Source organism: Amycolatopsis methanolica 239, assembly GCF_000739085.1.
Taxonomy (GTDB): domain Bacteria; phylum Actinomycetota; class Actinomycetes; order Mycobacteriales; family Pseudonocardiaceae; genus Amycolatopsis_E; species Amycolatopsis_E methanolica.
Genome location: NZ_CP009110.1, coordinates 5,397,992 through 5,411,908 on the forward strand (window position 1 = coordinate 5,397,992; position 13,917 = coordinate 5,411,908).

Annotated in this window: 16 protein-coding genes; 9 read left to right on the plus strand and 7 right to left on the minus strand. The window is 70.9% G+C overall.

The genetic code is table 11. The annotated features are described in order from the left end of the window. The first annotated feature begins 14 nt into the window (after positions 1-14). The 4 genes from AMETH_RS26230 to AMETH_RS26245 all read left to right on the plus strand — a co-directional run bounded on the left by AMETH_RS26230 (position 15) and on the right by AMETH_RS26245 (position 3,966). Positions 15-629, plus strand: a complete 615-nt coding sequence (locus tag AMETH_RS26230) for a TetR/AcrR family transcriptional regulator (RefSeq protein ID WP_017984166.1) — start codon at positions 15-17, stop codon at positions 627-629. Positions 630-705: 76 nt separating this feature from the next. After that, complete coding sequence (locus tag AMETH_RS26235; protein ID WP_017984167.1) at positions 706-1,905, plus strand: MFS transporter; 1,200 nt, start codon at positions 706-708, stop codon at positions 1,903-1,905. 396 nt (positions 1,906-2,301) lie between these two features. After that, a complete protein-coding gene (locus tag AMETH_RS26240) occupies positions 2,302-2,709 on the plus strand; it encodes a hypothetical protein (protein ID WP_017984168.1) in 408 nt (135 codons plus the stop codon). A 66-nt stretch (positions 2,710-2,775) separates the two neighbouring features. Beyond that, on the plus strand, positions 2,776-3,966 hold the full coding sequence (locus tag AMETH_RS26245; RefSeq protein ID WP_017984169.1) for an RtcB family protein: 1,191 nt from the start codon (positions 2,776-2,778) through the stop codon (positions 3,964-3,966). On the opposite strand, the gene AMETH_RS26250 is transcribed toward AMETH_RS26245, so the two are convergent. Next, entirely contained in the window at positions 3,956-4,417 is a 462-nt protein-coding gene (locus AMETH_RS26250; RefSeq protein WP_223842936.1) for an Lrp/AsnC family transcriptional regulator, read from the minus strand. The genes AMETH_RS26245 and AMETH_RS26250 overlap by 11 nt on opposite strands. On the opposite strand from AMETH_RS26250, the gene AMETH_RS26255 reads away from it, so the two are divergent. Beyond that, entirely contained in the window at positions 4,418-5,053 is a 636-nt protein-coding gene (locus tag AMETH_RS26255) for an RBBP9/YdeN family alpha/beta hydrolase (RefSeq protein ID WP_017984171.1), read from the plus strand. Here AMETH_RS26255 and AMETH_RS26260 read toward each other — a convergent pair. From AMETH_RS26260 to AMETH_RS26270, 3 genes are all read right to left on the minus strand, one after another. Continuing rightward, positions 5,034-5,612, minus strand: a complete 579-nt coding sequence (locus tag AMETH_RS26260) for a DUF4865 family protein (protein ID WP_017984172.1) — start codon at positions 5,610-5,612, stop codon at positions 5,034-5,036. The two genes, AMETH_RS26255 and AMETH_RS26260, sit on opposite strands and share 20 nt — an antisense overlap. A 13-nt stretch (positions 5,613-5,625) precedes the next feature. Next, positions 5,626-6,339, minus strand: coding sequence for a class I SAM-dependent methyltransferase (locus tag AMETH_RS26265; protein ID WP_017984173.1), 714 nt, complete (start codon positions 6,337-6,339; stop codon positions 5,626-5,628). Positions 6,340-6,657: 318 nt separating this feature from the next. After that, positions 6,658-7,137: a MarR family winged helix-turn-helix transcriptional regulator gene (locus AMETH_RS26270; RefSeq protein WP_017984174.1), complete on the minus strand. Its 480-nt coding sequence runs from the start codon at positions 7,135-7,137 to the stop codon at positions 6,658-6,660. A gap of 38 nt (positions 7,138-7,175) precedes the next feature. Between AMETH_RS26270 and pip the strand changes: the two genes are divergently transcribed. Further along, positions 7,176-8,150 (plus strand): prolyl aminopeptidase, encoded by a 975-nt coding sequence (gene pip / locus AMETH_RS26275; RefSeq protein ID WP_017984175.1) that lies wholly within the window; start codon positions 7,176-7,178, stop codon positions 8,148-8,150. Here pip and AMETH_RS26280 read toward each other — a convergent pair. Then, positions 8,131-9,117, minus strand: a complete 987-nt coding sequence (locus AMETH_RS26280) for an LLM class F420-dependent oxidoreductase (protein WP_017984176.1) — start codon at positions 9,115-9,117, stop codon at positions 8,131-8,133. The two genes, pip and AMETH_RS26280, sit on opposite strands and share 20 nt — an antisense overlap. A gap of 31 nt (positions 9,118-9,148) precedes the next feature. Continuing rightward, entirely contained in the window at positions 9,149-9,979 is an 831-nt protein-coding gene (locus tag AMETH_RS26285) for an IclR family transcriptional regulator domain-containing protein (RefSeq protein WP_020486726.1), read from the minus strand. 103 nt (positions 9,980-10,082) lie between these two features. Between AMETH_RS26285 and AMETH_RS26290 the strand changes: the two genes are divergently transcribed. The 3 genes from AMETH_RS26290 (at position 10,083) to AMETH_RS26300 (ending at position 13,072) form a co-directional block, all read left to right on the plus strand. Then, positions 10,083-10,625 (plus strand): flavin reductase family protein, encoded by a 543-nt coding sequence (locus AMETH_RS26290; RefSeq protein ID WP_017984178.1) that lies wholly within the window; start codon positions 10,083-10,085, stop codon positions 10,623-10,625. A 94-nt stretch (positions 10,626-10,719) separates the two neighbouring features. Further along, entirely contained in the window at positions 10,720-12,207 is a 1,488-nt protein-coding gene (locus AMETH_RS26295; protein ID WP_209436938.1) for a 4-hydroxyphenylacetate 3-hydroxylase family protein, read from the plus strand. A gap of 118 nt (positions 12,208-12,325) precedes the next feature. Then, on the plus strand, positions 12,326-13,072 hold the full coding sequence (locus tag AMETH_RS26300; protein WP_017984180.1) for a cytidyltransferase: 747 nt from the start codon (positions 12,326-12,328) through the stop codon (positions 13,070-13,072). Between the two features lie 202 nt (positions 13,073-13,274). Here AMETH_RS26300 and AMETH_RS26305 read toward each other — a convergent pair whose 3' ends face one another. Next, the gene (locus tag AMETH_RS26305; protein WP_017984182.1) at positions 13,275-13,727 is read right to left on the minus strand and encodes a class I SAM-dependent methyltransferase; all 453 of its coding nucleotides are present in this window, start codon (positions 13,725-13,727) and stop codon (positions 13,275-13,277) included. Positions 13,728-13,917: the final 190 nt, after the last annotated feature.

Consider the following 13,917-nt stretch of genomic DNA (forward strand, 5'->3'; position numbering starts at 1 on the left):
GGGATACTGGGGTCATGACGACCGCACCTCCGGCCCGGCCCGCCCGGCGTGGCAGGCCGGGCTACGACCTGGAGTCCCTGCTCGCGGTCGCGGTCAAGCTGTTCAACGAGCGCGGCTACGACGGCACCAGCATGGAGGACCTGTCGCGCAAGCTCGGCATCACCAAGTCCGCCATCTACCACCACGTGCCGAGCAAGCAGGAGTTGTTGCGGCTGGCGGTGAACCGGGCGCTGGACGGGCTGTTCGAGATCGTGGCCGAGCTGGAATCGGTCGACGGGCGCGCGGTGGACCGGCTGGAGTACCTGGTGCGCGGCAGTGTCCGGGTGCTGGTCGACCGGCTGCCGTTCGTGACGCTGCTGCTGCGGGTGCGCGGCAACACGAAGGTGGAGCGGGACGCGCTGGCCCGTCGTCGTGAGTTCGACCACATCGTGTCCGAACTGGTCACCAAGGCCGTCGACGAGGGCGACCTGCGGCCGGACATCGACCCGCCGACCGCGGCGCGCCTGTTGTTCGGCATGGTCAACTCGCTGATCGAGTGGTACCGGCCGCGCGGCGGGCAGAGCGGCGACGAGCTGGCGGAGACGGTGGCCGCGGTGGCCTTCGACGGGCTGCGGGTGCGGTCCGCTTAGGACTCGTTTGCCGGGTTTCCCGGGTGAACGGTCTCACACCGGGAATGCCCCGGCCGTGCGTGGTGTCCGCACTGTCATGCCGGAAATCCGCAACCTGCGGCTGATCATGGTGGTGCTCGCGTTCTCGTGCGGCGCCACGGTGGCCAACCTGTACTACGCGCAGCCCCTGCTGGCCGAGATCGCGACCGCGTTCGGCGTGAGCCAGGGCAGCGCCGCGCTGGTGGTGACGTTGACGCAGCTGGGTTACGCGGCCGGGCTCGCGTTGCTGATGCCGCTGGGCGACCTGGTGGAGAACCGGGCGCTGGCGTCGCGCACGCTGGTGTTCACCGCGCTGGCGCTGGTGGTCGCGGCCGTGGCGCCGGTGTTCGGGGTGTTCCTGGCGGCGTCGGTGCTGATCGGGGTGACGTCGGTGGTGGCGCAGATCCTCATCCCGTTCGCCGCGCACCTCGCGCCGGAGGAGCAGCGCGGCCGGTTCGTCGGCACGGTCATGACCGGTCTGCTGCTGGGGATCCTGCTGGCGCGGACGTTGTCCAGCCTGGTCGCCGGTGCGTTCGGGTGGCGGACGATCTACTTCGTGTCGGCGGTGCTGATGCTGGTGGTGGCGGTCGCGGCGCGCCGGATGCTGCCTCACCGCCGTCCGACGCACGACGAGGGTTATGCCCGGTTGATGAGGTCGATCCTCACGCTGGCCCGGGAGGAACCCGCGTTGCGGCGGCGTGCGGTGTGCCAGGCGTTGATGTTCGGGGCGTTCTCGGCGTTCTGGACGTCGGTGGCGTTCGAACTGGTCGGGCGGCACGGGCTCACGCAGACCGAGGTGGGGGTGTTCGCGCTGGTGGGCGCGGCCGGCGCCGCGGCCGCCCCGTTGGCAGGGCGCCTGGGCGACCGCGGGCACGGCGGGATCGGCAGCGGAATCGCACTGGCCCTGGCCGCGGTCGCGATGGTTGTGGCGTGGCTGGGCGCGGGATCGGTGGTGGTGCTGGCGCTGGCCGGCGTGGTGCTCGACCTCGCGGTGCAGGGCCACCAGGTCCTGTCGCAGCGGGAGATCTACGGCCTGCGGGCGGACGCGCGGGCCCGCATCAACACGGTGTTCATGACGACGATCTTCGTGGGCGGCGCGGTAGCGTCGGCGGTTGCGGGAAGCTTCTACGACGTGTTCGGCTGGGCCGGGCCAACCCTGTTCGGTGCGGCGCTGCCGCTGATCGGACTGGCCGTTTGGGCAACAGCGACAACGCGCCAAGCAACAAAAGAGAAGCTGGGTGGTCATCCCGTCGCCTGACACCGGCGTGATATGCACACACCGGAAGGCGACGGGATGACCACCCAGCCACCCACTCGAGGTGAGATAACAACGGTCCCGTGGTCATCCCGGAGCCTGCCCGTGCGGCGAGGACTCTTGTGATCTTTTTCCTGCGCTTCGCGCAGGATGGCAACTCACGGCGCCGAAAGGTCACCTTCGACCACCCCCCGCCCCCGATGCCTGATTGTGTTTCAGTCGCCGATCAAAGATCGGCTGCGGATCGGGGGCGGGGGAGGTCTGGTTGGGGTAGTCGGCTTTTTGCGTTGCCGGGTCGCCGGTTGCGTTTGTCTTGAGTTTTCCCGGTCCGGTCCCGGTTCTGGGTCATCTGTGCTTCACTTCCCGTGACCGATCGGGCACGAGGAAGGACTTTCTGGGGTGACGAGCTGGCGCGATCTCGCGACGTTCATCCGGCAGCAGTACAAGGTGGTTCGGGATGAACCGGACGAACTGCGCATCCGGATCCGCTTCCAGTCCGATCCCGAGGAGGAGGAACGCACGCAGATCGTCGTGATCGCGCGGGAGGTTCTCGACCGGCGGGACGAGTGGATCCAGATCGCGACCCCGTTCGCCCGCGTGGACGAGGTGGACGTCGTCGGGGTGCTGGCCGAGGTCGGGCACACCACCGTTGTCGGCGGGGTGGTCGTCATGGGCGAGTACCTGGTGCTCCGGCACTCCCTCCCGCTGGCCAACCTCGACATCAACGAGTTCGTCGACCCGCTCGCCCTGGTCACCAGCTCCGCCGAGCTGCTCGAAGAACAGCTCACCGGGCGCGACGACTACTGAAATCCGGTTGCTCCGGACCGATCCGCGGGTAACCCTGTGGATCCACCTGAGCGAAAGGATCTTCGGATGTTCACCGCCGTCGAGGGCGCCCGCGTGCCGATCCGCATGTGGGCCGACCCGGCGACCGTCGAGGACGCAGCGATGCGTCAGCTGCACAACGTCGCCAACCTGCCGTGGGTGCACGGTCTGGCCGTCATGCCGGACGTGCACTACGGCAAGGGCGCGACAGTCGGCAGCGTGATCGCGATGCGCGACGCGGTCTCCCCCGCCGCGGTGGGTGTGGACATCGGCTGCGGCATGAGCGCGGTCCGCACCTCGCTGACCGCCGGCGACCTGCCCGACGACCTCGGCAAGCTGCGCCGGCGCATCGAGGACGCCGTCCCGGTCGGCTTCGCCATGCACCGCACCCCGGTCAACCCCGCCCGCGTGCCCGGCACCGGCGGGTGGAACGAGTTCTGGTCCGCGTTCGGGCAGCTGCACGACGGCGTCCAGAACCTCCGCGACCGGGCGCGGGCGCAGATCGGCAGCCTCGGCGGTGGCAACCACTTCATCGAGGTGTGCCTCGAACAGGGTGGCCCGGACGCCGGCCGCGTGTGGCTGATGCTGCACTCCGGCTCCCGCGGCATCGGCAACGAACTCGCCAAGCGACACATCGACGTGGCCCGCAAGCTGCCGCACAACGCGGACCTGCCGGACCGCGACCTGGCGGTGTTCGTGGCGGGCACCCCAGAGATGGCGGCCTACCGGCGCGACCTGTTCTGGGCGCAGGACTACGCGGCCCGCAACCGGGCCACGATGGTCGCGCTCGTGCAGCAGGCCGTCATCGACACGGTGCCGGGCGTGCGGTTCGACGAGCCGATCTCGTGCCACCACAACTACGTCGCCGAAGAGACCTACGACGGCGTGGACGTGCTGGTCACCCGCAAGGGCGCGATCCGCGCGGGCTCCGGCGACCTCGGGATCATCCCGGGCAGCATGGGCACCGGCTCCTACATCGTCCGCGGCCTCGGCAACGAGACCTCGTTCCACTCGGCGTCGCATGGAGCCGGGCGGCGCATGTCGCGCACCAAGGCGCGCAAGACGTTCACCGCCGCGGACCTCGCCGCCCAGACCGACGGCGTGGAGTGCCGCAAGGACGAGGGCGTCGTCGACGAGATCCCGGCCGCCTACAAGGACATCGACTCGGTGATCAAGGCGCAGGCCGACCTCGTCGAAGTGGTCGCGCACCTCAAGCAGGTGGTGTGCGTCAAGGGGTAGGCAGTGGCTTCGCCGGGTAGCTGCGCAGCACGAGCGACGTGGTGACCGGCCCGAAGCGGGCCAGCGAGTCCACGACCTGTTCGAGCCGTTCGGCGTGCGTGCAGTGCACGTCGAACAGCAGGCAGTCCTCCCCGGTCACCCGGACCGTCGAGACGACTTCGGCGATCCGCTCGGCGAGGGCCAGCGCCTTCGGCAGCTGCGCGTGCGTGGTGCGCAGCCGGACGACGGCGTGGATGTTCAGGCCCACCGCGGCGGGCGCGCGGTACCCGAGGATGACGCCGCTCTTCTCCAGGCGCTGGATGCGCGCGCCGGCCGTCGGCTGGGACAGCCCCACCCGGCGGCCCACCTCGGCGCCGCTGAGCCGCCCCTCGGTCTGCAACAGCTCCAGGGTCGCGCGGTCGATCTCGTCGAGTGATTCCAGCGTTGTCGCCGCCACTTCCCTTGAGATCACTTGTCCGGCCCACCGCGGACCGTTGAACCATCGATCATCGTCCCCGGCGGCACCCGGACGTGCGGGGGCCACGAGTGGAAACGGCGGTGGACGCTGGTCGCGTACGTCATCATCCCGGGGATCGACGGTTCGAACGAGAAGCACTGGCAGACCGTGTGGGAGGAGCGGTGGGGCGCTTCGGCCGTCCGGATCGCCCCGGCCTCCTGGACAGAGCCCGACCTCGCGGACTGGGTGGCGGCGGTCGGCGCCGCCCACACGACCGCGGCCCGGCGCGGCGAGCGGGTGGTGCTGGTGGCGCACAGCCTCGGCTGCTGGGCGGCAGCCGAGTGGCTGGCCGCGGCCCAGCTGCGCGGGGTGGCCGCGTTCCTGGTCGCACCGCCCGACCCGCGGGGGCCGGCGTTCCCCCGCCAGGCCGCGCCGACGTTCGCGAACCTGCGGGCCCGGCCACTGCCGTGTCCCGGCCTGGTGGTCGCCGGCGACGATGACCCCTACTGCGAACCGGCGGCCTCGGCCGCGCTCGCCGACGCGTGGCGAGTCCCGCGGCGCCTGCTCGCCGGGCGCGGCCACCTCAACTCCGCCAGCGGCCTCGGCGACTGGCCATCCGGCCGCGGCCTCCTCACCGAAGTGGCCGCCTGACCAACCACTGCCGTCCCACGCGCAGCGCCGCCAGTTCCGGCGCGGAGAGGTGCAGCACCTCGTACCGCTCGCTCGCCTCGCCGTCGTGCTCGCCGAGCATGAACCGCACCAGCTGCCAGCGGTGCGGGTCCAGCGCGAGGGCGGCGCTGTGCACCCCGGCCTCCCGGGCGATCGCGCTCAGCCTGGCGAGCGCCTCCTCGACCGCCGCGGCGGCATCCACGCCGACCGGGGTGAGGAGGCGGAACGCGTGCCGGGGCGTGCGGTCGCGCACTGGACCGGGCTGGAACGCCAGTCCGGTCCAGTGCCGCACCACCGGGCGGCCGAAGTCCCGCACGATGTTCTCGAAACCGCCGCCGCCCACCAGGAACTCGGCCATCCGCCCGGGGTCCCGCCACAGGTAGAACGGCGCGTACTGGTTCGGGCCCTCCCGGACGAGGTACGCCTTCAGGCCGAGGCCCGCGCGGTCGTCCAGCGCGTGCCCGCGCTCGGCGACCCGCCTGCGGATGATGCCCATGTCGTAGCCGGCGGGCAGGGCGATCTCGTACTGTTTCGCATACATCCCCGCACTGTACCTACTGGTATGTACGGAGAACATAGCCGGTGTACTGGTACTCCGAGCCATGCTCGCGGCGCATCGCGATCTCGCGGCGTGCCGCGGCGACCGCCTCGGCCATCGCCGGATCGCCTGCCGCGGCGTCGGCCCGCGCGGCCAGGTGGTCGTAGAACTCGTCGAACCAGTCGCGGTCCGGCTGCGGGAACACCGCATCCACCCGGTAGCCCGCGGCCACCGCGGCGGCGGAGTTCTCCTCGGTCGTCCTCAGTGGATACTGCTCGTCCCAGAACTCCCGCGCGGCCGCCGACGGCGTGGCGGTGGACCATTCGCACTCGGTGAGCACGAGCGCCCCACCGGGCTTGAGCAACCTCTTCCACGTGCGCAGCGCGGTGTCGAAGCCGAGCACGAAGACCGAGCTTTCGGCCCACAACAGGTCGAACTCCCCGTCCGGGAACGGGGGGTCGGCCATCGACGCGTTGACGGTGTCGACGTCGAGCCCCTCGGCGGCCGCGGCGAGGTCGTCGAGGAAGGGCTGGTGGGTGTCCAGGCCGGTCACCCGAGCGCCGGCTTTCGCCAGCAGCAGCGCCGACCGGCCGGGGCCGCACCCGAGGTCCAGGACGCGGGGCCGCTCGGGCAGCGGACGGGCGAGGTCGAGGAGGCGGAGGGTGGTGGCGTCCGATCCCGGGCCCTGCCGCGGCAGGCCGTGGAACAACGCGAAGAACGCTTCGGTCACGTGCGGCAGCCTCCGGCCCGCCGCACGGTCGCGCAACCGGTTTTCAGCAGGCCAGGTCGACCTCGGCGGGAAGCACGCCGTGGTGCTCGCGCAGGTCGACGCACCAAGTGCGGGCGAGCCGGTCGATGATGTGCAGCGGGAGCCGCAGCGCCGGAGGTGCCGCCGGAGCCCGGCGAGGTGAGGCGCACCCAACAAGGGCACGCCGCTGGTTCTGTCACAGATCTGGGCTGAGTCCGGCAAGACGGTCCTCCGCTGGTCCTTCAACGCGCGTGGAGCGTCCTTGTACCCCGGTCAAGGGAACGCGAAACCTGCTCGCCCTCAGCGGCCCAGATCCGGTGCCGCGTCGGCGATCCGCTGCCGCATCGAACGTTCCCGCAAGGCCTCGATGGCCTCGTCGACCAGCTTGCTCAGCGGGTAGGCCAGCTCGGCTTCGAAACGTTTCGCCGCGGCGGCGGTCGCCGCCCATTCCGCATCCAGGACGGGCAGCAACTCCTCGGCCTTGGGTGTCAGGCGGACGATGCGGTGGCGGGCGTCGGCGCCCGGGCTGAGCGTCACCAGCTCCGCCTTCACCATCTGCGCGACCGTCTGGCTCGCCGCCGAGTGGGTGACCCCGATGGCCGCGGCGAGATCCCGGATCGGCTGCGGACCGTCGGCGGCCAGCGTCCGGACGACCGGCGTGAAGCGTGGCCGGAACCAGGCCAGGCCGAGGTCGGCGTAAACGGCGGCGACGTCGCCGTCCAGCAGTTCCAGCAGGTGCCGCAGCCGGGTGGCGAGGAGTTCGGCGCCGGGGATTATCACAGCGCTAATATAACAGCACTGTTGCATCTGGAGGGATCATGACCCAGCTCCACCCCGTCGCCGAGCTCCACGCCGAAGGCATGCTGGACGTCGGCGACGGTAATCGAATCCACTGGGCCACATTCGGCAACCCCGACGGCAAGCCCGTGGCGGCAGTCCACGGCGGCCCCGGACAGGGCGCCTGGACCAAGCCGCGCGGCTACTTCGACCCGGAGCGCTACCGGATCATCCTGTTCAGCCAGCGCAGTTGCGGCCGCAGCACACCGCACGCGAGCGACCCGGCCACCGACCTGAGCCACAACACGACCGAGCATCTCATCGCGGACATGGAACGGCTGCGCGAGCACCTCGGGATCGAAAAGTGGCTGCTCTTTGGGGGTTCCTGGGGCTCCACGCTGCAACTCGCCTATGCCGAGCGGCACCCGGAGCGGGTCAGCGAAATCGTGATCGTCGGCGTGACCACCACCCGTCGCCGCGAGATCGACTGGCTGTACAACGGGGTCGGCCGGTTCTTCCCGGCCGAGCTGGAGCGGTTCCGGGCAGGCGCGGGCGATGTCGAGGGCGACACGTTCGACGTCCTCGCCGCCTACGCGCGCCTGCTGGCGGACCCGGATCCCGAGGTGCGGAACAAGGCCGCGCGGGACTGGAGCACCTGGGAGGACGCGGCGATCTCACTCGAACCCAACGGGGTGCCGAACTCCTACAGCGACCGCCCGTCCCGCGACCTGCTCGCGATGACGCGGATCTGCGCGCACTACTTCTCGAACGCCGCCTGGCTGGAGGAGGGCGCGCTGATCCGGGAAGCCCACCGGCTGAAGGGGATCCCCGGGAAGCTCATCCACGGCCGTCTCGACCTGTCCGGCCCGGTCGAGACGGCGTGGGAGCTGACCAAGGTGTGGCCGGACGCCGAACTGATCGTGATCGACGACTCCGGCCACACCGGCAGCGACGCGATGCGGGCGGCGATGCGCGCCGCGCTCGACGAGTTCGCGGTCAGGCCAGCTCGGAGATGACCTTGTTCGTGAACAGCTCCACCGACGCGCGGTCGTAGGCGATGTCGGCGAAGTAGGTGATCGCATACGTCATGCCGAGGTCGCGCAGCTCGGTGAGCCGCTCGGCGATCTGCTCAGGAGTGCCCACCAGCGGCCCGTTCGCGAACGAGTTCACGGTGCTCTCGAGCAGGTCGGCGGACAGGTGCGGCTCGTAGTGCGAGCGGATCCACGCCAGGCGGTCGGCCACGTCCTTCTCGGTCTCGCCGATGACGACGTTGTAGTTGGCCGAGCGGACGATGGCGTCGAAGTCGGTGCCCACGTCCTTGCAGTGCGCGGCGAGGACCTCGGACTTGTGCTTGAAGTCCTCGGCGCCACCGGCGAAGTTCGTGTACCGGGCGTACCGGGCGGCGATGCGCAGCGTCTTCTTCTCGCCGCCGCCGGCGATCCACAGCGGGATACCGCCGTCCTGCAGCGGCAGCGGGTACGACAGCGCGCCGTCGACCTGGTAGTGCTTGCCGTCCAGCGTCGCCTTGCCCTCGCTCCACAGCTGCCGCATGATCTGCACGCCCTCGTCGAGCATGCCGAGCCGCTCGCCCGCGGACGGGAAGCCGTAGCCGTAGGCCCGCCACTCGTGCTCGTACCAGCCGGCGCCGATGCCCATCTCGACGCGGCCGCCCGAGATGACGTCCGTGGTCGCCGCGACCTTCGCCAGGTAGGCCGGGTTGCGGTAGCTCATGCAGGTGCACATCTGGCCGAGGCGGACGCGGCTCGTGGTCGCGGCAAGCGCCGCCATCAGCGACCACGCCTCGTGCGTGGCCTCCGCCAGCGGAGCCGGGACGGTGTGGAAGTGGTCGTACACCCACACCGACTCGTACGGCCCGTTCTCGGCGTACCGGGCGACGTCGAGCATGGTCTGCCACTGCCCGGCGGGCTCGATACCGGTCAGGTCGAGCCGCCAGCCCTGGGGGATGAACAATCCGAAGCGCATACGTCCAGCCTAGCCGGGGCGCGGGCGCCCGTCAGAAGAAGCCTTCATGTCCTTTTCGGACGTTTGGTCCGGACGTCACGCTCTGCCGGTGGCCGAAGTCGGTGCTGATCCGGTCGGCCGCCTTGATCAGGAGCGGCACCACGTCGGCGCGCAGCTGTTCCACTGTGGACCGTCCGCTGGACGTCGAAGAGGCCAGGGCGGCCACCACGGCGCCGGAGGAATCCCGCACCGGCACGGCGGCAGAGAGCAGCCCCTTCTCCAGCTCCTCCGCCACCACGGAATAACCCAGCGAGCGGACGTCCCGCAACCGCCGCCGGAACTCGTCCGGATCAGTGACCGTGTGCTCGGTGTGAGCGGTCAGCCCCGCGGCGATGACGTGGTCGACCACCTCGTCCGGCGCCCAGCCCAGCAGCACCCGGCCCATCGACGTGGAGTGCGCGGGCACGCGCGTCCCGATCGACACGTTGATGCTCATGATCCGCCGCACCGGCACGCGGGCGACGTAGACGACCTCCGTGCCGTCCAGCGCGGCCAGCGACGCCGACTCGCCGGTCTGCTCGGCGAGCCGGAGCAGGTGCGGCTGCGCGATCTCGATCATCCCGTGCGAGGCGGAGTAGTGCTGCCCGATGCTCAGCACCCGCGGCGTCAGGGTCCAGCGCCCGCCCTCGCCGTGCACGTAACCCAGGTGCTGGAGGGTCAGCAGGATCCGCCGCACCGCCGGGCGCGACAGCTGCGTCGCGGCCGCGAGTTCGGCGAGCGTGGGGTTGGGCCGCTCCGCGTCGAACGCGAGCAGCACCGCGAACCCCCGCTCGAGGCTCTGGATGAGGTCGCGCGGATTCCCCTCGGTGGTCATGGCCGCCATCTTCCCGCACCTGAGGTATTGACTCGCGCACCCACCAGCAGGCACTCTCCTTGTGAACGCAGAGCGTGCAACTAGTACGCAGAGCGTACAGGAGGTGTCGAAGATGACGCTCGACCAGCGCCAGCTGCGCACCGGCTTCGGCCGGTTCGCCACCGGTGTCACGGTGGTGACCTGCCGCAACAGCGCCGGGGAACCCCACGGCGCGACCGTCAACGCCTTCACCGCGGTCTCGCTGGAGCCCGCGCTCTGCCAGGTGACGCTGACCCGCTCGTCCAAGGCGTGCGGCTACCTGGCGGACTCCCCGTTCGCGGTGAACGTCCTCGCCGCGAACCAGCTCGACACGGCGATGCACTTCGCAGGCCGCCCGCAGGACCCGGGCCCCCGCTGGGGCACCGGCCCGACGGCGCCTGTGCTGCTGGGCAACGCCGCGACGATCTCCTGCCTGCCGTGGCGCACCTACGACGGCGGCGACCACCTGATCGTGCTCGGCGAGGTCGTCGACCTCGAACTCACCAACGCCGAGCCGCTGCTGTTCTACGCGGGCCGCTTCCGCAACCTCGGCCCCGCCGACGACGGCTCGCACTGGGCCGTCTCCCTCGACTGCCCCGAGATCGGCTGGTTCCCGGCCGCTCCGGCGGCCGTCTGACCACCCACCAGATCCCGTTCAACGACGAAGGGACCACCCCGTGGCGATCCACCAGCCCGACGAGGCCACGACCCCCACCCGGACCACCCGCCCGATGACCGGCGAGGAGTACCTCGACAGCATCCGGGACGGCCGCGAGATCTTCATCTACGGCGAGAAGGTCGACGACGTCACCACCCACCCGGCGTTCCGCAACTCCGCCCGGATGACCGCGCGCCTCTACGACGCGCTGCACGACCCGGACAAGCAGGGCGTCCTCACCGCGCCGACCGACACTGGCAGCAGCGGGTTCACGCACCCGTTCTTCCGCACCCCGCGCAGCCGGGAAGACCTGTTCGCCGACCGGGACGCCATCGCCGAGTGGGCGCGCATGACCTACGGCTGGATGGGCCGCAGCCCCGACTACAAGGCCGCCTTCCTCGGCACGCTGGGCGCGAACTCGGACTTCTACGAGCCCTTCGCCGACAACGCCCGCCGCTGGTACACCGAATCGCAGGAGAAGGTCCTCTACTGGAACCACGCGATCATCAACCCGCCGGTCGACCGCGACCGCAACCCCGACGACGTGAAGGACATCTTCATCCACGTCGAGGAGGAGAAGGACGACGGCCTGATCGTCTCCGGCGCCAAGGTCGTCGCCACCGGTTCGGCGATCACGAACTACAACTTCATCGCCCACTACGGCCTGCCGATCAAGAAGCGCGAGTTCGCGCTGGTGTGCACGGTGCCGATGGGCGCTCCCGGCATGAAGCTGATCTGCCGCCAGTCCTACGCGCAGAGCGCGACCAGCGCGTTCGACTACCCGCTGTCGTCCCGGTTCGACGAGAACGACACGATCTTCATCCTGGACAAGGTGAAGATCCCGTGGGAGAACGTCTTCATCTACGGTGACGCCGAGAAGGCCAGCACGTTCTTCCCCGGTTCGGGCTTCCTGCACCGCTTCACCTTCCACGGCGTCACCCGGCTGGCGGTCAAGCTCGACTTCATCGCCGGGCTGCTGATGAAGGGCGTGGAGGTCACCGGCACCAAGGACTTCCGCGGCATCCAGACCCGGGTCGGCGAGGTCATCGGGTGGCGCAACCTGTTCTGGGCGCTGTCCGACGCGATGGCCGCGCGGCCCGACGAGTGGATCGACGGCGCGGTCCTGCCGCACCTGGACTACGGCCTTGCCTACCGGTGGTTCATGACCGTCGGCTACCCCCGGGTGCGCGAGATCATCATGCAGGACCTCGGATCCGGGCTGATCTACCTGCCTTCGCACGCCGACGACTTCAAGTCGCCGGAGGTCCGCCCCTACCTCGACCAGTACGTGCGCGGCTCGAACGGCATCGACGCGATCGAACGCGTCAAGCTGATGAAGCTGATCTGGGACTCGATCGGCAGCGAGTTCGGCGGCAGGCACGAGCTGTACGAGCGCAACTACTCGGGCAACCACGAGGGCGTGCGCGCCGAGCTGCTGTTCGCCGCGCAGCAGTCGGGTCAGGCCGACGGCATGAAGGGCTTCGCCGAGCAGTGCATGGCCGAGTACGACCTGGATGGCTGGACCGTGCCGGACCTGTTCAACCCGGAAGGCCGTCGCTGACGGTCCGGTGATCCCACGGCGGGGCCCGGTGGACGACGATGTCGCCGGGCCACCACCGCCGGGTGCGGCGCCTCGTCCCCCGGGGCGCCGCACCCGGTGCGACCAGCGAGGAGCTGCGATGACCGCGATGCTGTGCCCGGTGTGGCGCGACACCGTGGCCGCCGGTCTCGGGCCGTGCGTGGTGACCCTCGGCGTGTTCGACGGGGTGCACCGAGGGCACGCGCGGCTCATCGGCGAGGCCGTCGGCATCGGCCGTGCCCGCGGCCTGCCGACGGTGCTCGTCACCTTCGACCCGCACCCGGCGCGGGTCGTCGGGCCGCCGCGGTGCACGGACGCGCTCAGCTCCGTCGAGCGGCGCGCGGAGCTGGCCGGGGAACTCGGTGTCGACGCGGTGTGCGTCCTGTCGTTCACACGGGAGCTGGCCGGGATGTCTCCCCTGGACTTCGTCGCCCGGATCCTGGCCGGGCGCCTGCGCGCCGCGGCCGTGGTGGTGGGCGGGAACTTCACGTTCGGCCACCGCGGCGAGGGCACGCCGGAGACGCTGCGGCGGCTCGGGCGCGACTACGGCTTCACCACGCACCCGGTGGACCTGCTGCCGCTGGTCTCGTCCACGCACGTCCGGTCGTGCCTGCGGGCGGGCGACGTGGCCGGTGCGGCCCGGGCGCTGGGCCGGCCGCACCGGGTCGAGGGCGTGCTCGCCGACGGGCGGCTGCGGGTGGAGCCGGGGACCGCGCTGCCCGCACCTGGCGTCTACCGGGGACGGCTGACGTGCGGGGACGAGGTCCTGGTGGAGGTGGACGCGGAAGGTGTGGCGGTCCGCACCTCCCGGACCGGCGCGACCGGCCTGGACTTCCTCAGCGGCTGATGCGGCCTGGCATCGGCTGCGGCTTGCTCGGCGGCGGCTGCGGGCTCGGCGGCCGGCGCTGCCACGGCCGGGAACTGGTCCTGCGCACCTGACCCCCCGGGACGGTCTCGACGACATTCGCTGGCGAAGACTAACCACACCCCGGGTGTGACTCACGCGGCGCACCCTCGTTCTGCGACCGCAGTTGCTGGAGGGACTGTTGTTACGGCTGGTCCGGTCCTTTTCGCGCAACTCCCACTATGCGAGGTGCGACGACGGACACCTTCGCGCCGGGCGGGAAGATCAACTCGCGGCAGTGTGACACGACGAACCCGGCGGCCTCGATCGCGGTGCGGGTGTCCCGGTTGGGCAGGCACCCGCCCATCAGCCGCGGCCAGACCAGCGCGGGGAGGTCCCGCCAGCGCGCCCGCAGCGGAGTGCGGGCGCGGACGTGCTCGTAGAATCGCAGACGTCCGCCGGGCCGGAGGACGCGCCGGAACTCGGCGGGCGCGGCGGCCTGGTGGGGCACCGAGCACAACACCCCGCTGACCACGACCTCGTCGACGGACCCGTCCGGCAGCGGGAGGTGGTCGGCGCGCGCGTCCAGGACGGGGACGCCGGACTTCGCCGCTTCGGCCCGCAGGGCGGGCTCCGGCTCGACGGCCGTGAGGTCCACCCCGGGCGGGTAGTGGGGAAGTTCAGCCCGGTGCCCGCCCCGACTTCGAGCACCCGTCCCCGCGCGCCCGCGAGGAGTCTCCCGCCGGAGCGCGGCGCCGCCCCGGGCCTCGTTGCGGGCGCCGATGCGCTTGAACAACCGGGGAAGAACCGGTTCGCCATGCCTCGACGTTAGGGGAGGTCCGCAAGCG